The organism is Streptomyces sp. NPDC087440, assembly GCF_044744005.1.
Lineage (GTDB): Bacteria > Actinomycetota > Actinomycetes > Streptomycetales > Streptomycetaceae > Streptomyces.
The window spans coordinates 555972-574726 of sequence record NZ_JBIUXN010000002.1; the positions used below are offsets into that span (position 1 = coordinate 555972).

The window sequence follows — 18755 nt, forward strand, 5'->3', positions numbered from 1 at the left end:
AACCGCCGCCCGCAGCCCCGGCCGACGCACCCCGCACACCCTCCCGTACAGGAGACACGCCCCATGCCGCAGCAGTCGAGCAGCGCCACCGCCGCCGGACGCCCGTATCCCGACGACCGCACCTTCACCGAGCGCTATCTCTCCGGCCGCGAACTGTGGGGCGACGACTTCGGCCCCCAGGAGATCGCCGAGTGGTTCGAGGACGAGCGCGAGGGGTTCTCCTCGCTGGACAGCGCGCCCACCTCCGCCGACAACTTCGAGTACGAGGGCCTCAACGCCCACCACGGGTTCCCGCACCTCACCGGACGCGACTTCCCCCGGGCGCTGGGCGTGGGCAGCGCGTACGGCGGCGAGTTCCTGCCGGTGCTGGACCGGATCGGCGAGGTCACCATCCTGGAGCCCTCGGAGCACTTGCGCTCACCGTCCCTCCGCTCGGACAGCGGCCGCGAGATCCCGGTGCGCTACGTCGAGCCGGTCCCCTCCGGCGACATGCCCTTCGCCGACGGCACCTTCGACCTGACGCTCTGCCTCGGGGTCCTGCACCACATCCCGAACGTCAGCAAGGTGGTCCGCGAGATCGGCCGGGTGAGTGCGAGCGGCGCGATGCTGCTGATCCGGGAGCCCGTCGTCTCCATGGGCGACTGGCGCGACCGCGACCACCCGGGCCTGACCAAGCGGGAGCGCGGCATCCCCCGGCACCTGCTGGAACAGGCCGTACGGGACGCCGGGTTCACCGTCCGCTCCAGCCGCTTCTGCGCGTCGGTCCTCACCTCGCGGATCAGCCGGGTGCTGGGCCGCAACCTGTACCGGACCGCCTCGGGCGCCCGCGTCGACCGGGCCCTGTCCCTGGCCACCGCCTGGAACTACCGCTACCACCCGGCGAACGCCTGGCAGAAGCTGCGCCCCTCGGCCGTCTACCTGGTCGCCGAACGCACCTGACCGGGACGCTCGGCCCCCGCCCCGCCCCGCCCGCTCCGCGCACCCTCCGGGGCCGGCTCCTCCCGGGAGCCGGCCCCGGCCGCGTTCCCGGCCCCCGACTCCCGCAGCACCGTGAACACCAGCACGTTGAGCAGGAGGTACGGGCTGAACCCCGCCCCCCGCAGCGGCACGTCCGGCACGCAGGCCACCAGCAGGAGGCCCGCCAGGCACAGCGACAGCCCGGCCCCCGCCGGTGCGACCCGCACCGCCGTCACCACGACGACCGCCAGCAGCACCGCCAGCACGACCGCCCCGAGCAGCCCGGCGATGCCCAGCGTGTGCAGCAGCTGGTTGTGCGCGTGGTCGTAGGCGAGGTGCACCGGCGAGAGCGGGTCGTCGAAGAGCGCGGGCCCGTAGCCCAGCCACACGTTGGTGTGGAACGCCTCGAAGACCGCCTGCCAGGTGAGGTTCCGCCCGTGCAGGGTGGTCATCTCCTGGTCCTGGCTGAGCCGTACGAGCTGCTCGGGCACCCCGGGCACCAGCAGCAGCCCGCACGCCGCCGTACCCGCCGCCATGAGCCGTACGAAGACCGGGTGCACCCGGTGGGCGACCTCCCGGCGGTAGAGGAAGAGCAGCCCGACCAGGGTCATGATCCACGCCGTACGGGACTGGGCCAGCAGCAGCGTCACCGCGGCGACCGTGCCGTGCAGGGCCCACCACCGGGTGCGGACCAGCGGCACGCACTCCAGCACGAGCGCCATCGCCACCATCACCCCGAGCATCACCGGGTGGGTGGCGAGCCCGCTGAGCCGCCCGCCCGGGGTGAACTCCTCCAGGCTGAAGTTGGCGTTGCGGCTGGCCGTGATCGCCCAGTCCGGCACCGCCAGCAGTGCGGCCAGGCTGCCCCAGGTGTAGCAGCGCAGCACCAGGCGGGCCCGGCCCAGCAGCACGGTCAGCCCCGTGGAAGGGGCGAGGTAGAAGGCGAGCAGCACCAACGGGGGCAGCCACAGCCGCCAGTTGTCCGCCCCGCCGTGCTCGCCCAGCACGCCGGACACCACGGGGGCGGCGTACAGCGCGAGGAACGCCGCGATCAGCGGGGTGTCGCCGCGCCGCCCGCGGTTGCCGGTCAGCGCCACCAGGACCACGGCCGACGCCAGCAGCACCACCGCGCTGCCGTAGAGCTGACCGGCGTGCAGCCGCCACAGGGCCGTCGACATCTCCGCCCGGGCCTGGCCCCAGGCCGTCGCGGGCAGCGTCCCGTCCCCGCTGCGGTCCCAGACGACCACGGCGAAGAAGGCCGGGCTCAGCGCGATCGCGACGAAGAGCAGGGCGGCGAGCTGCCCGGCCAGCACGGTGGCACGGTCGGCGGGCCCGGAAGACGCCCGGCGGCCCGGGGAGTTGGGCGCACGGGGTGGGGAGGGGAGCGGGGAATGCGGCGCGGAGGGCGGACGGCTCGCTAGCGACATGATGCGAAAGTAGGCAGATTTCCCACCATTTGCTCCACCCCCTGCGCGAAGCGCTCCGCCATCCCCCCGATGGTGTAGTGGGCGGCATCCGTTCGGCAGACATCGCTCAGCCGCCGCAGTCGGGCCGGGTCGGCGAGCAGCTCCGCGACGGTGCGGACGTACGCCTCGATGCCGCCGTCCACCACCCGGGCGTTCTCGCCGTCGCGCAGGTAGTCGAACTCCGGTCCGTGGCACAGCCCGGCCGTGGTGACCACCGGGGTGCGCAGCGCGAAGGAGTCCACCGCCACCAGACCCACCTGGCCCGGCACCAGCAGCACGTCGCTCACCGCCCCGACCAGTGCCTTGTGGACGTCCCCCGCGGTGCGCCCCCCGTACACGACCACCCCCCGCTCGCGTGCGACCCGCTCCACCAGGTCCCGGTCCGGACCGTCCCCGGCGATCAGCAGCCGGAATCCCGGGAGTTCGCGGGCCAGCCGGTCGGCCGCGTCGAGGAGGAAGCCGACGCGCTTCGTCCGGTCGAGCGCGCCGATGTAGAGGCCGGTGCGTCCGGGGGTCAGCCCGTACAGCCGCCGGAAGGCGTCCGCCTCGGCGCCGGTGACCGCGTCCCGGGCCGCGACCAGCGCGTCGGTGTCGATGGTGTTGCGCACGACCGTGATCCGCTCGCCGGGGAAACCCGCTGCGGCCACCGCGCGGGCGCCGCCCTCGGTGTAGGCGAAGAACCACCGGGCCCGCCGGGTCATCCGCCGCTTGAGCGCGTCCAGCACCTGGCCGTGCCGCGCGTTGTACGTGGTCCCGTGCCCCCAGAGCGCGACCGCCGGGCCGCCGCCGGGCCGCAGCAGCGGCGGCAGGCTCTCCAGGTTGTGCAGGGCCTGCTCCAGGATCAGTACGTCGCTGTGCCCGCGCAGCGCCCCGAGGTCGCGCCACATCACGGTCCGGCCGCCGAACTCGAAGTCCCGCTGGGGCAGTTCGCACGCGCCGGGCAGCCGCACCGCGTCCCCCCGGGCCGCCAGCCGGGGCGCGGGCCTGCCGTGCGCCACGGTCAGGTCGATGCCGCGCGCCGCGAGGACGGGGCCGAGCCTGGCCAGGAAGGGGGCCCGGTAGCCGGTGATGTACGGCTGCACGACGGTGACCCGCGGACGGCGGGCGGCCCGCGCAGGGCGCTCGGGCCGCGGCACGGCGGGCCCGTACGGACCGGCGGACGGACCGGCAGGACTCATACGGCGCACGCGGCGGCCCCTTCACTGCTCGTGGACTTCTCGGCTCCCGTGCGGCCGGTTCCGGTGCGCGCGCGCAGGGCCGCCTCGTACGTACGCCCCATCCGCGCGGTCCACACCTGCTGCCCGTACCGCTCGGCGAACACCCCGGCGCAGTGCGCACGCAGCGCCGGGAAGCGGGTGTCCGCGTGCCGCAGGACGGGCCGGAGCGGGTCGTTCCAGCCGGTCACCGCGCCGGTGCCCTCCGCCCGTACGGCCTCGGCGACCGACGAGCCCGCGAAGGCGAGCACCGGGAGCCCGGCGGCGAGGGCCTCCGCGTAGACGAGCGGGGCGTTCTCCAGGCAGCGGCTGGGGAAGACGAGCCCGCGCCAGGAGGGCAGGCTGCGGCGCAGCACCGCGCGGTCCAGCGCGCCGAAGAAGCGGACGCAGGACGGCGCGGCGCGGCGGCAGTCGGCCGCCAGGTCCCCGTCGCCGACCACGTCGAGCGGCTCGCCCTCGGGCCAGGCGCGCAGCAGTTCCAGAATCCCCTTCTCCGCGCCCAGCCGCCCGACGTACACCCAACGGCCCTTGCCCGTGGTGGAGTTGACCGGCGGGGCGTCGGCCACGAAGTTGGGCACCAGCGTCAGCCGGTCGCCCGGGACGCCCGCCTTCTCGTACGTACGGCGGCTCAGCTCCGACAGCACGACGAGCGCGTCCGCCCGTGCGAGCAGCGGATCACCGGCCGCACCGCCGCGCCCGGCCCAGGCCAGCGGCAGTGTCGCCGCCCGCGAGTCCCGGTAGCAGCCTTCGCGCAGCCCGGCCCAGCGGTCGCCGTCCGGGCAGCGGGTGCAGGTGGCGCCGTCCCGGTAGAGGGTTCCGGCGGCGCACAGCGGACGGTAGTTGTGCAGGGTCGCCACCAGGGGGCCGGTCCAGCCGCGCACCCATGAACGCCCGTAGTTCGGGAAGAGGTTGTGGACGTGCACCACGTCGGGTGCGAAGGCGGCCAGCTCCCGGGCCGGGCTCGCGCCGCGCCCGGTGGCGACCCGGGCGGCGGCCCTCAACGGGTAGACGCCGCCCTGGAGTTCGTCCGTACGGGCGGCGATCAGGGCGACCTCGTGCCCGGCGGCGCGCAGGGCCCGCTCCTGGTCGCGGACCGCCTCGTTCTCGCCGCTGGGCGCGCCGGAGGCGTAGAAGCTGTGGACGAGGGCGATCCGCAGCGGGCTCACCGGCCCCCCTCCACCAGCCGGGGCGGGCGCAGGGCGATCCGGGCCAGGTAGGCGGGGTTGTTGCGCAGATAGCGCCGCCACAGCCGACGGGGCTCCTTGCCCAGCCGGTACGCCCACTCCAGCCCGCGCTCCTGCATCCAGCCCGGCGCCTGCGGCACCCGCCCGGTGTGGAAGTCGAAGGCAGCCCCCACTCCGAGCAGCACGGACGCCTCCAGGCGGTCGCGGTGTTCGGCCATCCACCGCTCCTGCTTGGGCGTGGACAGCCCGACCCAGACCAGGTCGGCCCCGGAGTCGTTGATCCGCCGCACGGCCTCCGCGTCCTCCTGGGCGGTCAGCGCCCGGAACGGCGGCGACCACGCCCCGGCGACCTTCAGCCCCGGAAAGCGCCCGGCCATCCGCTCACCGAGCAGCTCGGGAACACCCTCCGCGCCGCCGTAGAAGTACGAGGACCAGCCGCGCTCCGCCGCCCGCCGAAGCACCGCGAGCATCAGGTCGGGCCCGTACACGCGCGCGGTGTCCGGTGCCCCGGCCCGCCGGGCCGCCCACACCATGGGCATCCCGTCGGGCACGGTGAGCCCGGAGCGGTTGTGCACTCCGCGCAGCCAGGGGTCCCGTACGGACTCCATGACCCCGTGCACCCCGGTCACGCACACGTACGACCGCTCGCCGGGCGTCTCGACCCACCGCCCGATCTCGTCCACAGCCTGTGCGGGACGGGTCGCGCTGACCCAGGTGCCGAGCACGTCGACCCGCGCGGGGACACTCGCGCGGCCCGCACCGCTCGCGCGGCCCACGCTGCTCACACCGCTCACACCGCTCGCGCGGCTCACCAGGCTCACGAGGTGAAGTACGGTCGGCCGTCGAGCTGGGCGCTGACCTGGTCGTACACCCAGCGGTAGGTGCGCTCCAGACCAACGGTCAGCGGGGTCTCGGGCTCCCAGCCCAGCTCCTTGACGATGCGGGTGTTGTCACTGTTGCGGCCGCGCACGCCGAGCGGCCCGGGAATGTGCCGGTGCTTGAGCCGCACGCCCGCGATGCCCTCGACGATCGCGAACAGCTGGTTGATGCTGACCAGTTGGTCGGAGCCGATGTTCAGCGGATCGACGAACTGGCTGCGGGCGAGCCGCAGGGTGCCCTCCACACAGTCGTCGATGTACGTGAAGGAACGCGTCTGCTCGCCGTCGCCCCAGATCTCCACCTCGTCGGTCCCGGTGAGCACCGCGAGCGCGACCTTGCGGCAGGCGGCGGCGGGGGCCTTCTCGCGGCCGCCGGTCCAGGTCCCGTACGGGCCATAGACGTTGTGGTACCTGGCCGTGCGGGTGGCGAGGCCGAAGTCCTCGCGGAAGTGGCGGGCCATGCGCTCGCTGAACAGCTTCTCCCAGCCGTACCCGTCCTCGGGCATCGCGGGGTACGCGTCCTCCTCGCGCAGCGCGGTGACGTCGGCCTCGGTCTGCTTGCCCGCCGCGTACACGCAGGCGGAGGAGGAGTAGAAGTACCGGCCCGCGCCCGCGTCCCGGGCGGCCAGCAGCATGTGCGTGCTGGAGAGGACGGAGAGCATGCAGTCGGCCTTGTGGTTCTCGATGAACCCCATCCCGCCCATGTCCGCGGCGAGATGGAAGACCTCCGCGCCCTCGGCGCCCGCCATGGCGTCCGTGCAGCCGTCGAGCAGGTCCACGTCCCTGACCAGGTTGTCGGCCTCCGGGTGGGCCTGGTACCAGGCCGTCAGCGGCTTGCGGTCCACGCCGCGCACCCGCAGGCCCTCGTCCAGGAGGGCGCGGGTGAGGTGTCCGCCGATGAACCCACCGGCCCCGGTCACCACTGCGTCGATTGTGCCCATGGCAGCCATTGGCTTTTATCCCCTTTTCGGTCGGTAACACCGAAAGGTGTGCCACGAAGCACTGACCGACCCGGCCCGGCACGCCGCACCTCACGTCCGTTTTAAGGCATTTGACAGGCGCTCAGCTAATTTGTCATTCATGACGAAAGTATGCGTGATGGGACTCGGGTACGTCGGCCTCCCGCTCGCCGTACGGGCCGCCGAAGCCGGATTCCACGTCTTCGGAGTCGAGTCGGACGAACTGCGGGCCAAACGTCTGGACGCGGGCGACAGTCACGTGGAGGACATCCCCTCCGCCCGTCTGCTGGCCGCCCTCGACACGGGCCGCCTGCACGTCTCCACCGTCTGCGACACCCCGTACGACCTCTGTGTGATCGCCGTCCCCACCCCCCTGCGCGCCGGCGTCCCCGACCTGACCTGCGTGGAGAGCGCCGGACGCGCGGTGGCCGAGCACCTGCGGCCCGGCGCGACCGTCGTCCTGGAGTCGACGACGTACCCCGGCACCACCGAGGACCTGCTGGGCCCGATCCTCGAAGCGGGCAGCGGGCTGCGCGCGGGCCGCGACTTCCACCTCGGTTACAGCCCCGAGCGCATCGACCCGGGCAACCCGACCTGGCACCTGGAGAACACCCCCAAGGTCGTCGCCGGAATCGACCCGGCCTCGCTCGACGCCGTCCGCGCCTTCTACGACCGCATCACGACCCGCACCGTCCCGGTCACCTCGCTGCGCACCGCCGAGCTGACCAAGCTGCTGGAGAACACCTTCCGGCAGGTCAACATCGCGCTGGTCAACGAGCTGGCGATGTGCGCGGGCCCGCTCGGCATCGACATCTGGGAGGCGGTCGGGGCCGCCGCCACCAAGCCGTTCGGCTTCATGCCCTTCTACCCGGGGCCGGGGGTCGGCGGGCACTGCCTGCCGGTGGACCCCTCGTACCTCTCCTGGCAGGTGCGCCGGGAACTCCACCACGACGTGCGGTTCATCTCGCTGGCCAACGAGATCAACGAGCAGATGCCGGAGTACGTGATCCGCCGCATGGAGCGGGGCCTCGGCCGGGACCTGCGCGGGGCGTCCGTCCTGGTGCTGGGGCTGGCGTACAAGAAGGACACCGGGGACGTGCGCGAGTCCCCGGCGCTGCGGATCGCCGAACTGCTGGTCCGGCGGGGCGCCAGGGTCCGCGCGGTCGAACCGTACGCGGTCCCCGCCCACCTGCCGCCGGACGTGCTGCTGGTGGAGCTGACCGGGGAGGAGGTCCGGACGGCCGACGCGGTGGTCCTGGCCACGGACCACGACGCCTTCGACTACCCGCTGATCGAGCGGAACGCCGCCTACCTCTTCGACGCGCGCAACCGGTGCGCGGCGGCGGACCGCCTGTAGGTCGGGCCTCGCGCAGGCCACTCAGGCCGTACGCAGCCACAGCGACGCCGGGAAGTGACCGCCGCCCGCGCCCAGGCCGTCCCGGTCGGACTGCGGCCGGTACTCGGGGAAGACCTTGCGCAGGTCGTCGGTGCGGTCGTAGTGCAGGTGGGACAGGCAGGCCAGGATGCCGACCCGGTCGTTCCCGGTGAGGAAGGCCCGCACGAGGGAGGTCTCCGCCCAGTGGAAGGGGGAGTCGAGGAGGTCGCGCTGGTAGTCGTACGGGAGGTAGATGTCGTGGATGTGGACGATCACCCCGGCGGCGAGCCTCGGCAGCACCTCCAGCACCAGGAAGTTGGTGTCCGCGCCCGGTCCCACGACATGGCTGGAGTCGATGAAGAGCACGTCGCCCGCACCCAGCGAGGTGAAGACGTCCAGGTCGACGCTCTGCACCGGGCTGCGGTGCAGGGTGACGCGCGGGTCGTCGGCCAGCCAGGGCCGGGGGTAGGGCTCGACGCAGACGACGTCGCCGCCCTCGCCCTCCTCGGCGTTCAGCTCCAGGGCCCGCAGCGCGATCCGCGTCGAGACGCCGCTGCCCACCTCCAGGTACCGGCGGGGCTTCACGGAACGCAGGATTCCGTGCAGGGCCTGGGCCTCGACGTAGCCGTAACCGGGCCCGGAGGCGGCGGACCTGCGGTAGAGGGCGTTGCCCTCGTACTCCGTCGCGTACGGCAGACAGGCCCGCCGCAGCCACTCGATCTGCGCGTCCAGGTCGACCCGGATGCCGGGCAGCTCGGAGGGGGCGCACCACTGGGCGCGGGACTGCTCCAGGGCGCGGAGGTCCGGGGCGGAGGAGTAGTAGTGGCGCGGGGAGACGAGGACGCCGAGACGCGAGAACAGCCTGTTGGCGGCGGTGGCGGCACGCCGCTTGAGGGAGATCATGCGCGCAACGTAGCCACATGATCACTGTGCGGTACGTCAGGACGCGCCGCGCGCGGGGGCCGGACGGACGCCCGGGGCGGGCCTCGGGCGCGACCTCGCATGCACCCCCGGATGCGACCTCTCTCACTGAGGGTCGCCTGAGCGACACAGATCACCGGTCGTCTGGATACTGTGCGACGGCATAAGTGGGTAATCTCAGCTCGACTGGATAAGTTACCGCTTAGTAATGCCTGGGACCCGGCACCGGCCGGGACCGCCCCCGGGCACCCCCGTTACCCACCCTCGCAGGCCCGAGGAGCCCCCAAATGCAACTCGCCGCGATCATCGTGTCGCTGGTCCTCATGGCAGTCGGCGTCGCGCTGTTCGGCCGTGCGATCTTCCAGATCTATCGCTTCGTACGGCTCGGACAGCCCGTGCCCGCCGGCACCCGTACCGACTACCCGTGGCAGCGCGCGGTCACCGTGGTCAAGGAGTTCCTCGGCCACACGCGCATGAACAAGTGGGGCGTCGTCGGCGTCGCGCACTGGTTCGTGGCGGTGGGCTTCTTCTCGCTGCTGCTGACGATCGTCAACGCCGTCGGCCAGCTCTTCCAGGCCGACTGGATGCTGCCGATCATCGGCGAGTGGGCTCCGTACAACATGTTCGTGGAGTTCATCGGCACGATGACGATCGTCGGCATCGCCGTGCTGATCGTGATCCGCCAGCTGAGCAAGGCGAACAAGCCGGGCCGCAAGTCCCGCTTCGCGGGCTCCAACGCGGGTCAGGCGTACTTCGTCGAGTCGGTCATCCTGATCGTCGGCATCTGCATCTTCACGCTGCACGCCCTCGAAGGCGCCCAGCACCACGTGGACAGCTACGAGGCGTCGTTCTTCATCTCGTACCCGGTCGTCGCCTGGTTCCGGGGCATGGACCTCTCCACGCTCCAGCAGCTCACGTACTTCTTCGCGGGCCTGAAGATCGCCACCTCCTTCATCTGGATGATCACGGTCGCGCTCAAGACCGACATGGGTGTCGCCTGGCACCGCTTCCTGGCCTTCCCGAACATCTACTTCAAGCGCAGGGCCGACGGCGACGTCGCGCTCGGCGCGCTGCTGCCGATGACCACCGGCGGCAAGGAGATCGACTGGGAGGACCCGGCGGAGGACGCCGTCTTCGGTGTCAGCCAGGTCGAGCAGTTCAGCTGGAAGGGCATCCTCGACTTCTCCACCTGCACCGAGTGCGGCCGCTGCCAGTCGCAGTGTCCCGCCTGGAACACGGGCAAGCCGCTCTCGCCCAAGCTCCTGATCATGTCCCTGCGCGATCACGCGCACGCCAAGGCGCCGTACCTGCTCGCGGGCGGCGGCAAGGACATGGAGGGCAACGAGAAGGCCACTCCCGAGCAGTTGGCCGACGTACCGGCTGCGGCCCTCGCGGAGGCCGAGCGCCCCCTCATCGGCACCCTCGAAGAGAACGGCGTCATCGACCCCGACGTCCTGTGGTCCTGCACCACCTGTGGCGCCTGCGTCGAGCAGTGCCCGGTGGACATCGAGCACATCGACCACATCGTCGACATGCGCCGCTACCAGGTGATGATCGAGTCCGCGTTCCCGTCCGAGGCGGGCACGATGCTCAAGAACCTGGAGAAGAAGGGCAACCCCTGGGGCCTGGCAAAGAAGCAGCGCCTGGAGTGGCTCAAGGAGCTCGACTTCGAGGTGCCGGTCGTCGGCAAGGACATCGAGGACCTCACCGAGGTCGAGTACCTGTACTGGGTCGGCTGCGCGGGCTCCCTCGAAGACCGCGCCAAGAAGACCACCAAGGCCTTCGCCGAACTCCTCCACATGGCGGGCGTCAAGTTCGCGATCATGGGCGGCGACGAGAAGTGCACCGGTGACTCCGCCCGCCGCCTGGGCAACGAGCCGCTCTTCCAGCAGCTCGGCCAGGAGAACGTCATGGCCCTCAACATGGCCTTCGGCGAGGAGTACGACGACGACGGCAAGGTGACGGAGGACTCCAAGAAGCCCCGCGCCGCCAAGAAGATCGTCGCCACCTGCCCGCACTGCCTGAACACGATCGGCAACGAGTATCCGCAGATCGGCGGCGACTACGAGGTCGTCCACCACACGCAGCTGCTCCAGCTCCTCATCGACGAGGGCAAGCTGATCCCGGTGACCCCGGTCGAGGGCCTCATCACGTACCACGACCCCTGTTACCTGGGCCGTCACAACAAGGTCTACACGCCGCCGCGCGAGATCATGTCCGCCGTCCCGGGCCTGCGCCAGCAGGAGATGCACCGCCACAAGGAGCGCGGCTTCTGCTGCGGCGCCGGTGGTGCGCGGATGTGGATGGAGGAGCGGATCGGCAAGCGCATCAACAACGAGCGCGTGGACGAAGCACTGTCCCTGAACCCGGACATCGTCTCGACCGCCTGCCCGTTCTGCCTGGTCATGCTGACCGACTCGGTCAACGGCAAGAAGAACGACGGCAAGGCCAAGGAGTCCGTGACGGTCGTCGACGTCGCGCAGCTCCTGCTCGAATCGGTCAAGACGCCGATCGACCCGGCGGCCTCGGAGGAGTCCGAGGACGCGCCGGAGCCCGAGCCGGTGAAGTAATACGTACGGACGCATGAGCGGCCGGTTCTGCCTCGGGGGCGGAACCGGCCGCTCTTGTTATGCCGGGGTGCATGCGCCGTCGTCCTGTGTTGCTGCTGTTTCTCGTCTTCGCCGTCATGCACGTCGCCCTGCTCCCCCAGTGGGTGTTCAGCGGGGACTCCTACCGGTACGCCGTCGCGGCCCTGCGCCTCACGGGCACGCCGGAGGGGGCGGCGCACGCCGAGGCGCTGCGGGCGTACTGCTCGGCGCAGGACCTCCAGCCGTACGCGGACTGCCTCGCCGACGTCCCGGCGGGCCTGCGCCCGTACGGCGAACGGTACGAGTCGATCTTCGCGGCGCGGCCCGGCTACCCCCTGCTGACCGCCCCGCTGGTCCTCGCCCTGGGCGTGCTGCCGGGGATGTGGCTGACGGGGCTCGCGCTGTCGGTGGTGTCGGCGTGGCTGGTGGGGCTGCTGCTGCGGGAGGCGGGGTACGGGCCGCGGGCGGTGCTGGGCGGGCAGGCGCTGCTGCTGTTCGGGCCGCTGGGGTACTGGTCGATGCGCCCGCTGACGGAGGGCGCGGTGCTGGCCTGTGTCCTGGCCTGCACGCTGGGGGCGTACCGGCTGGTGTCGGGGCGACCGTCGGGGGCGTGGGTGCCGCTGGGGGTGGGGTTCGGGGTGCTGGCGGGGGTGAAGTACTCGTCGGCGCTGATGGTGGGGGTGGGGCTGGGGGTGGCGGGGCTGGTGCTACTGGTGCGGACTCATCTCGTACGTCCGGATCTCGTACGTACGAGGAAGGCCGCCCGGCACCTGGCGGTGGCGGGCGCGTCCGGTGTCGCCGGGTTGGCGGGGCTGTCGTGGCTGCTGGGACTGCCGGGACCGGCGGTGGCCGCGCAGGACCTGCTCACGGAACACTTCACACGGCCCGACGTGGCGAACCCGGGGACGCGGATCGCGATGCTGGCGGTGCGGTACTGGGCGGAGTGGGCGCGGGACGAGACGGCGTTCGTGGTGCTGCTGGGGCTCGCGGGGTGGCTGCTGTGGCGGCGGGGGGACGCGCGGCTGGCGGTGACGGTGGCGGCGGCCGGGGCGGTCGGCTTCCTGACGGCCTCGGCGCTGCCGGGGGCGAACGAGCTGGACCGGCTGTGGGTGCTGATGTGGCTGCCGGTGGTGGTGGGGCTGCCGGGGCTGGGCCGGTTCGTCGGTCCCCGTACGACGCGCGAGGAGGGACCGGAGTGGTCACCTCCACTCCGGTCCCTCCCGGGAACGCGTACTGCCGGCGCTGCTCCTGCTGAGGCTGCTCCTGCCGGCGCTGCTCCTGCCGGGGCTGCTCCTGCTGGGGCCGCCGGGGGTCAGCCCTCCTGACGGTTGCGGCGCACCATCGCGAAGCCGAGGCCCGCGGCACCGACGGCGGCCAGACCGCCACCGGCGGCTATCAGGGTGCTGTTGCTCGCGGAACCGGTGTTCACGCCCTCGGCACCGGCCTTGACGCCGCCCTTGGGCACGGTGCCCTGCGGGACGACCACGCTGCCCGTGGTGGCCTTGCCGGGGGTCGTCACGACCTTCTGCTGGTAGACGTGGGTGTGCGTGGTGCTGTGGGTCTGCTTGTGACCGCTCCCGTTGCCGTGGCCGTGGTTGCCGTTGCTTCCGTTGTGGCCGTGACCGCTGTGGCCGCCCTTGCAGTTGCCGCTGCCCTGGTTGTGCTTGTGGCCGCCGCCCTCGGGGCAGTAACAGTCCTTGCCGGTGGTGGGCTTGGTGGTCGGCTTGGTGGTGGGCTTGGTCTGGCCGGTCTGACCGGTCTGGCCGTTGCCGTCACCCTTGCCGGGCGTCTTCACGACGTTCTCGTCACCGGTATCGCCCTTGCCGTTGCCGGAGCCGGTCTGACCGGTCTGACCGTTGCCGTCACCCTTGCCGGGCGTCTTCACGACGTTCTCGTCACCGGAGTCACCCTTACCGGTGTTACTGGTGTTACCGGCATTGCCGCTGCCAGGCGTCTTCACGACGTTCTCGTCACCGGAGTCACCGGAACCGGCGGCGGGCGCGGCCGGGGCGGGAGCGTCCTGCTTCGGAGTGCTCACCGTCTGGTCACCGGCCGGAGCCGGGGCCTCGTCCGCGAAAGCAGCGGCAGCCGGGAACGCGAGGGCCGCGACGGCCCCGGTGGCGACTGCGGCGGTACGGAAAGTGCGTCGGGTAGCGCTCATAGAACTGATCTCCCTCAGATACTTCGTCTTCGCTCTGTCTGCTTTGTCGGCCTTGCGACCTTTTGTCTCTCAGCGACAGCGACGAAGTTACGTGGATCACATGTGCACCACCCATCGGGAATGTAACGAAAGACACCAGACCGCGTCTCATCCACGTAAATACCCCCAATCCTCAACAAACTCTCACCGCATCCGGCCCGCCCGACTACGCTCCGCACCCTCCTGCGGGCCCCCCGGGGTTCCCCTAGGGGATGTCACAGCTCGGCGGCAAAGGCCCCCGGATCCGCCACCGCCCGTCCCCGGCCGTATCCGGAGCGGGTACGTTCGTTCGCGTGGCTGGATTCAGGATCGGACGCGGCCGGGACAACCGCACGCAGCAGGAACCGCAGCGGCAGCAACCGCAGGCGCAGCCGTACGGGGGACAGCAGGCACCGCCGCACCCCCCGTACGGCGGTCAGCAGTGGCCGCAGAACGCGGGTTACGGGCACGGGGCCCCACGGGGCAGCGGCGGATACGGAGGCGGCGGCTCCGACGAGCCGGAGTACTTCGGCGACCCGCAGGGCGGCTACGGCTCACAGGGCAGTTACGACCCCCGGGGCAACGCCCCCTACGACCCGTACGCACAGGGCGGCCCCGCCCCGTACCAAGCGGGCCCCCACGACCCGTACGCCGCCAACAACCCCGGCCACACCCAGGCCTTCAGCGTCAACGAGGACCCCTACGGCGACGGCAACACCTACCGGGCAGGCAACACCCCGGCCCCGCCGATCGGCCCGCGCCTGCACTGGAAGCAGCTGCTCTCGGGCATCGTGCTGCGCCCGGGCGCGACGTTCTGGCAGATGCGCGACCACCAGGTGTGGGCCCCCGCACTGATCGTCACGTTCGTCTACGGCATGCTCGCGGTCTTCGGCTTCGACCAGGCCCGCGAGGACACGATCAACTCGACCTTCGCGAGCGCCATCCCGTACGTCCTGATCACCGCGGTCGCCATGACGCTCTGCGGCCTGATCCTGGGCGCGGTGACGCACACGGTCGCCCGCCAGCTCGGCGGCGACGGCTCCTGGCAGCCGACGGTCGGCCTCTCCCTGCTGATCATGTCGATCACGGACGCCCCGCGCCTGCTGCTCGCCCTCTTCCTGGGCGGAGACAACAGCCTGGTGCAGATCATCGGCTGGGCGACCTGGCTGGCGGCCGGCGCACTGTTCACGTCAATGATCAGCAAGTCCCACGACCTCCCCTGGCCCAAGGCCCTGGGCGCCTCGGCGATCCAGCTGGTCGCACTGCTCGCCCTGATCAAGCTGGGCACGCTGTAGCCAGAACGGCACACGGAATACAACGAAGGGCCCGGCGCGATGCACTCGCCCCGGGCCCTCCCCCGTACTCCCACCCACTCCTACGTGCCCCTACCTGCTTACGCGTCGAGAATCTGCCCGTCGCGCCGCACGACGGGCTTCTCCACGGACCACGGGAAGTTGATCCACTCGTCGGTCCGCTTCCACACGTACTCGCACTTCACCAGCGAGTGCGACTTCTCGTAAATCACGGCACTGCGGACTTCCGCCACGTGCTCCAGGCAGAAGTCGTGCACCAGCTTCAGCGTCTTCCCGGTGTCCGCGACATCATCAGCAATAAGAACCTTCTTATTGCTGAAATCAATGACGTTCGGAACGGGCGCCAGCATGACCGGCATTTCCAGAGTCGTCCCGACCCCGGTGTAGAACTCCACATTCACCAGGTGGATGTTCTTGACGTCGAGCGCGTACGCGAGCCCACCCGCCACGAACACACCACCGCGCGCGATGCTGAGCACGATGTCGGGCTCGTACCCGTCATCGGCGATCGTCTGCGCCAGCTCGCGCACCGCGTGCCCGAAGCCCTCGTAGGTCAGATTCTCTCGTACGTCACTCATACCGGCTATCACACCTGCGTCCGATGGAAATTGAGGAAGGACCGCGAGGCCGTCGGCCCGCGCTGCCCCTGATAACGGGACCCGTACCGCTCGGACCCATAGGGAAATTCAGCCGAAGAGCTCAGCTGGAACAGACACAGCTGTCCGATCTTCATCCCCGGCCACAACTTGATGGGCAACGTCGCCAGATTCGACAGCTCCAGCGTCACGTGCCCGGAAAAACCGGGGTCGATAAACCCGGCCGTCGAATGCGTCACCAGCCCCAACCGCCCGAGCGAGCTCTTTCCCTCCAGCCTCGATGCGAGGTTGTCGGGCAGAGTGATCGTCTCGTACGTCGAAGCGAGCACGAACTCCCCCGGATGCAGGATGAACGCCTCATCCCCCTCCGGCTCCACCAGCCGCGTCAGATCGGCCTGCTCGACGGCAGGGTCGATGTGCGGATACCGGTGGTTCTCGAACACCCGGAAGTAGCGGTCCAGCCGGACGTCGACACTCGACGGCTGCACCATGGATTCGTCGAACGGATCAATACGTACGCGTCCGGCGTCGATCTCGGCCCGGATGTCCTTGTCTGAGAGAAGCACCCACCGAGGATACGCAGAGCGCGCGGGCCCGCCCCAATCGGACAACCCCACGCGCTCACCCGCTGCCGCTTCTCCTACTTCTCTCCGCCGACCGGCACGGCATGCCGGAGCCGCGCACACCGGGGACACCTCACGAGCCTCCCGGGCCCGATCCGCCCTTCACCGAGCTGCCGCATCGGGAACGAAGAGGTGCTGAACACGTGCCCCTCGGCACAGCGGACGACGGTGCGATCGCGATCCATCTAGTCCCTTCCCCAAACCACGCGTGGACGAAGCTGCCACATTAGGGGATATACAGGACGCCCCACCAAGCGGCACTCCGCACTCCGCGCACCCACCCCTGGACACCTCGATCCCGACATGGGGTACAGTGTCCGACGATGCGGCAGAAGCTCAACGGCCGTTTTCGCGGGTGTAGTTTAATGGTAGAACATGAGCTTCCCAAGCTCAGAGCGCGAGTTCGATTCTCGTCACCCGCTCCACGACAGACCCCCAGGCCGGCGGCCCGGGGGTTCTTTGTTGTCTGGACCGGATCAGGAACCGCTTCCCGCGCCGCTCCTGGCGTTCGCTCATTGGAGCGGAGCGCGGAACGCTCCGCCGTAGAGCTCGTCGAGGCCGATGAGCAGTACGCCGTCCTCGCCTTGTGTTCCACGTGACACCTCACGCCGCAGCGAATCGCTGAAGCCGGCTGCGCTGAAGCAGGCCAGCTGGCAGCGGCTGGTGTCCACGCCTCGCGCGGTGAGGACTTCTCGGGCCCTGGCCAGCCTCTCCAGGTGGCTCAGGCCCATGACGGTGCCCCATTTCGCCTCTCCCAATAGGTGGACCGATTGTTTGCTGCCCCCGGACCCGGGTTCCACCACGGCTACGTCGATCTGCGTCTGCCGCCGTGCCACGGGGTCCGTCACCACTCCGCCTCCCACCTCCCCCAGGGAGGAGCGGAGCAGAGCCCGGCCCGGCCCGAGGATGTACTCGCGGCACACCGTTTCGAAGTGCGGGCCGGCAACCTGTGCCGCGAAGCGTTCCGCGGACTGCGCCCACACCTCTCGCGCCTGTCCGCTTTCCAGCCGCGCCCAGGCGGGCCGCATCACCGCCTCGTAGAAGTTGATCAGTGGCTCGGTGATTCTGTACTGGGACTTCCCGGCTCGGAAGACGTCCGCTTCACGTGCGAGAAGGTGGCTGTCCTCCAGGACATGGAGGGGGTGTGAGATGTCCACCGACTTACGGCCGATGTACCCCGCGATCCCTCCTCGGGTGGAATTCCCCTGAGCCACCGCGGCAAGGACCGAGTGGTACAAGGCTGTGTCCCGGATGTCCGCTTCCTCGGCAAGCAAGTACCGGGCTTCACGGAAGAGAGGACTGAAGGGCGAGAGGACCGTACGGCTGATCCAGTCGTCGAACTCCTCCAGGCTGGTGGGGACGTCGTCCGCGAGGAACTGCCGGCGGTACGCAGGTGTGCCGCCGAGCACGGCGTGAAGACGGGCAGCGAGCGCGGGGTCTTCAGCGACCCCCCAGAATTCAGCCGCCGCCCGGTACCCGAAGGGCCTTACGACAAGCTCCAGTTGAGCCCGCCCTCGCAAGGGCGCAGTACTCGCCAGCAGTCCGCCCATGACGGACATCGCCGAACCGCACAGGAGAAGCCGCATCCGGCTCTGCTCAACCTGGAACCGGTCGACCTCCCGCTGGATTATCGACGGAAGCTCCGGAGCGGTCTTCGCCAAGTACGGAAATTCATCGATGACCACAAGCAGTGGAGCCTGAGAACTTCGCGGCGAGGCCAGCCCGAACAGGTAGGAGATCGCGTCGTCCCAGGTGGCGAAGGCAAAGGGGACCGGCGACCCCACGTGCTCCGCAAGAGCCGCAGCGAACTGGCGCAGGGATTCCGTCTCCGTCGCCGCCGTGGCCCCAAAGTAGAAGCCCCCCTGCTGCTCCACCAGGGCGCGCAGCAGGTAGGTCTTGCCCATCCGCCGCCTGCCGCTGACGATCCCGAGCATGGCGTGCGGCAGGGGTCTGCTCACGAACGCCGCGAGAGCGTCCCACTCGACGCTCCGGTCGAAGACATGTGCCGGCTTGGGTGGGTGCCTGGGACTGGACACGAGAGACACTCCTTAGGAACGTACTCCTATGGAGTGTACTCCTCAGCATTGTCCGCCCGCCTGGAGAGGACTCCGCGCGCACCCGCGGTGCAGCGACCCTGTGGTGCGTCAGGTACTCGCCACAGCCAGCACGGAACAACAAAGCCCCAAGCCGGTGGCTTGGGGCTTTGTTGTTCCGTGCTGGGGGCAGATGCGGCAGGGGCCACGGCCCGTGCCCAGGAGTCCAGGCCAGGTCAGATCTGCCGCTTGAGTTCGCGAATGGTCGCGGGAAGTGCGAAACAGAGGCCGAGGGAGGTCGCGAATGCCCCGCCTCCGGAGAGGAGGGCGGTCGTCGTGCCGACGCCTGTTCGGAACAACATCACCATCACCACGAGTCCCACCACCATGGAGCAGGCGGCGAACAGTGCCAGCCAGAGCTTCCACGTACGCCCGGCACGGGCTGTCGGCTCGGTCATGGAATGGGTCC

The 18755-nt window shown here is 70.5% G+C and carries 16 protein-coding genes and 1 tRNA gene; 6 read left to right on the top strand and 11 right to left on the bottom strand.

All coding sequences use genetic code 11. The annotated features are described in order from the left end of the window. Positions 1-63 precede the first annotated feature (63 nt). Complete coding sequence (locus ACIO3O_RS07355; protein WP_401743009.1) at positions 64-939, top strand: class I SAM-dependent methyltransferase; 876 nt, start codon at positions 64-66, stop codon at positions 937-939. Here ACIO3O_RS07355 and ACIO3O_RS07360 read toward each other — a convergent pair. From ACIO3O_RS07360 to ACIO3O_RS07380, 5 genes are read right to left on the bottom strand one after another with little or no spacing between them, the layout of a single operon-like run. Beyond that, on the bottom strand, positions 915-2384 hold the full coding sequence (locus ACIO3O_RS07360; protein ID WP_401743012.1) for an O-antigen ligase family protein: 1470 nt from the start codon (positions 2382-2384) through the stop codon (positions 915-917). The two genes, ACIO3O_RS07355 and ACIO3O_RS07360, sit on opposite strands and share 25 nt — an antisense overlap. Then, positions 2375-3601 (bottom strand): glycosyltransferase, encoded by a 1227-nt coding sequence (locus ACIO3O_RS07365; protein ID WP_401743437.1) that lies wholly within the window; start codon positions 3599-3601, stop codon positions 2375-2377. Before ACIO3O_RS07365 ends, ACIO3O_RS07360 begins: the two co-directional genes overlap by 10 nt. Beyond that, positions 3598-4803, bottom strand: coding sequence for a glycosyltransferase family 4 protein (locus tag ACIO3O_RS07370; protein WP_401743014.1), 1206 nt, complete (start codon positions 4801-4803; stop codon positions 3598-3600). Before ACIO3O_RS07370 ends, ACIO3O_RS07365 begins: the two co-directional genes overlap by 4 nt. Next, entirely contained in the window at positions 4800-5642 is an 843-nt protein-coding gene (locus ACIO3O_RS07375) for a WecB/TagA/CpsF family glycosyltransferase (RefSeq protein WP_401743016.1), read from the bottom strand. Before ACIO3O_RS07375 ends, ACIO3O_RS07370 begins: the two co-directional genes overlap by 4 nt. Continuing rightward, positions 5639-6640 carry an NAD-dependent epimerase/dehydratase family protein gene (locus ACIO3O_RS07380; protein WP_401743018.1) on the bottom strand — a complete coding sequence of 334 codons (1002 nt, stop codon included), beginning with the start codon at positions 6638-6640 and terminating at the stop codon, positions 5639-5641. Before ACIO3O_RS07380 ends, ACIO3O_RS07375 begins: the two co-directional genes overlap by 4 nt. A 139-nt stretch (positions 6641-6779) precedes the next feature. Here ACIO3O_RS07380 and ACIO3O_RS07385 point away from each other — a divergent pair, with 139 nt between their 5' ends. Then, positions 6780-8015 (top strand): nucleotide sugar dehydrogenase, encoded by a 1236-nt coding sequence (locus ACIO3O_RS07385; RefSeq protein WP_401743021.1) that lies wholly within the window; start codon positions 6780-6782, stop codon positions 8013-8015. 21 nt (positions 8016-8036) lie between these two features. On the opposite strand, the gene ACIO3O_RS07390 is transcribed toward ACIO3O_RS07385, so the two are convergent. Continuing rightward, positions 8037-8936: a class I SAM-dependent methyltransferase gene (locus ACIO3O_RS07390; RefSeq protein WP_401743024.1), complete on the bottom strand. Its 900-nt coding sequence runs from the start codon at positions 8934-8936 to the stop codon at positions 8037-8039. 305 nt (positions 8937-9241) lie between these two features. Here ACIO3O_RS07390 and ACIO3O_RS07395 point away from each other — a divergent pair, with 305 nt between their 5' ends. Further along, positions 9242-11524: a (Fe-S)-binding protein gene (locus tag ACIO3O_RS07395; RefSeq protein WP_401743027.1), complete on the top strand. Its 2283-nt coding sequence runs from the start codon at positions 9242-9244 to the stop codon at positions 11522-11524. Positions 11525-11595: 71 nt separating this feature from the next. Then, positions 11596-12867, top strand: coding sequence for a hypothetical protein (locus tag ACIO3O_RS07400; RefSeq protein ID WP_401743028.1), 1272 nt, complete (start codon positions 11596-11598; stop codon positions 12865-12867). On the opposite strand, the gene ACIO3O_RS07405 is transcribed toward ACIO3O_RS07400, so the two are convergent. Next, positions 12855-13703: a hypothetical protein gene (locus ACIO3O_RS07405; RefSeq protein ID WP_401743031.1), complete on the bottom strand. Its 849-nt coding sequence runs from the start codon at positions 13701-13703 to the stop codon at positions 12855-12857. The two genes, ACIO3O_RS07400 and ACIO3O_RS07405, sit on opposite strands and share 13 nt — an antisense overlap. 332 nt (positions 13704-14035) lie before the next feature. Here ACIO3O_RS07405 and ACIO3O_RS07410 point away from each other — a divergent pair, with 332 nt between their 5' ends. After that, a complete protein-coding gene (locus tag ACIO3O_RS07410; protein WP_401743033.1) occupies positions 14036-15016 on the top strand; it encodes a Yip1 family protein in 981 nt (326 codons plus the stop codon). Positions 15017-15114: 98 nt separating this feature from the next. Here ACIO3O_RS07410 and ACIO3O_RS07415 read toward each other — a convergent pair whose 3' ends face one another. Together ACIO3O_RS07415 and dcd are read right to left on the bottom strand one after the other, a co-directional pair. Further along, positions 15115-15612, bottom strand: coding sequence for a phosphoribosyltransferase (locus ACIO3O_RS07415; protein ID WP_401743036.1), 498 nt, complete (start codon positions 15610-15612; stop codon positions 15115-15117). 8 nt (positions 15613-15620) lie between these two features. Continuing rightward, positions 15621-16196 (bottom strand): dCTP deaminase, encoded by a 576-nt coding sequence (gene dcd / locus ACIO3O_RS07420; protein WP_189822350.1) that lies wholly within the window; start codon positions 16194-16196, stop codon positions 15621-15623. A gap of 408 nt (positions 16197-16604) precedes the next feature. Here dcd and ACIO3O_RS07425 point away from each other — a divergent pair. Further along, positions 16605-16678: transfer RNA gene (locus tag ACIO3O_RS07425), tRNA-Gly, on the top strand. Positions 16679-16765: 87 nt separating this feature from the next. Here ACIO3O_RS07425 and ACIO3O_RS07430 read toward each other — a convergent pair. Continuing rightward, positions 16766-18289, bottom strand: a complete 1524-nt coding sequence (locus ACIO3O_RS07430; RefSeq protein ID WP_401743038.1) for an ATP-binding protein — start codon at positions 18287-18289, stop codon at positions 16766-16768. A 233-nt stretch (positions 18290-18522) separates the two neighbouring features. Beyond that, on the bottom strand, positions 18523-18744 hold the full coding sequence (locus tag ACIO3O_RS07435) for a hypothetical protein (RefSeq protein ID WP_401743040.1): 222 nt from the start codon (positions 18742-18744) through the stop codon (positions 18523-18525). Positions 18745-18755 lie beyond the last annotated feature (11 nt).

What these genes read in the sequence shown, in the direction of transcription:
- ACIO3O_RS07355 (WP_401743009.1), top strand. Translation starts at nt 64, where the DNA reads ATGCCGCAGCAGTCGAGCAGCGCCACCGCCGCCGGACGCCCGTATCCC.
- ACIO3O_RS07360 (WP_401743012.1), bottom strand. Translation starts at nt 2,384, where the DNA reads ATGTCGCTAGCGAGCCGTCCGCCCTCCGCGCCGCATTCCCCGCTCCCC.
- ACIO3O_RS07365 (WP_401743437.1), bottom strand. Translation starts at nt 3,601, where the DNA reads ATGAGTCCTGCCGGTCCGTCCGCCGGTCCGTACGGGCCCGCCGTGCCG.
- ACIO3O_RS07380 (WP_401743018.1), bottom strand. Translation starts at nt 6,640, where the DNA reads ATGGGCACAATCGACGCAGTGGTGACCGGGGCCGGTGGGTTCATCGGC.
- ACIO3O_RS07385 (WP_401743021.1), top strand. Translation starts at nt 6,780, where the DNA reads ATGACGAAAGTATGCGTGATGGGACTCGGGTACGTCGGCCTCCCGCTC.
- ACIO3O_RS07390 (WP_401743024.1), bottom strand. Translation starts at nt 8,936, where the DNA reads ATGATCTCCCTCAAGCGGCGTGCCGCCACCGCCGCCAACAGGCTGTTC.
- ACIO3O_RS07395 (WP_401743027.1), top strand. Translation starts at nt 9,242, where the DNA reads ATGCAACTCGCCGCGATCATCGTGTCGCTGGTCCTCATGGCAGTCGGC.
- ACIO3O_RS07400 (WP_401743028.1), top strand. Translation starts at nt 11,596, where the DNA reads ATGCGCCGTCGTCCTGTGTTGCTGCTGTTTCTCGTCTTCGCCGTCATG.
- ACIO3O_RS07405 (WP_401743031.1), bottom strand. Translation starts at nt 13,703, where the DNA reads ATGAGCGCTACCCGACGCACTTTCCGTACCGCCGCAGTCGCCACCGGG.
- ACIO3O_RS07415 (WP_401743036.1), bottom strand. Translation starts at nt 15,612, where the DNA reads ATGAGTGACGTACGAGAGAATCTGACCTACGAGGGCTTCGGGCACGCG.
- ACIO3O_RS07435 (WP_401743040.1), bottom strand. Translation starts at nt 18,744, where the DNA reads ATGACCGAGCCGACAGCCCGTGCCGGGCGTACGTGGAAGCTCTGGCTG.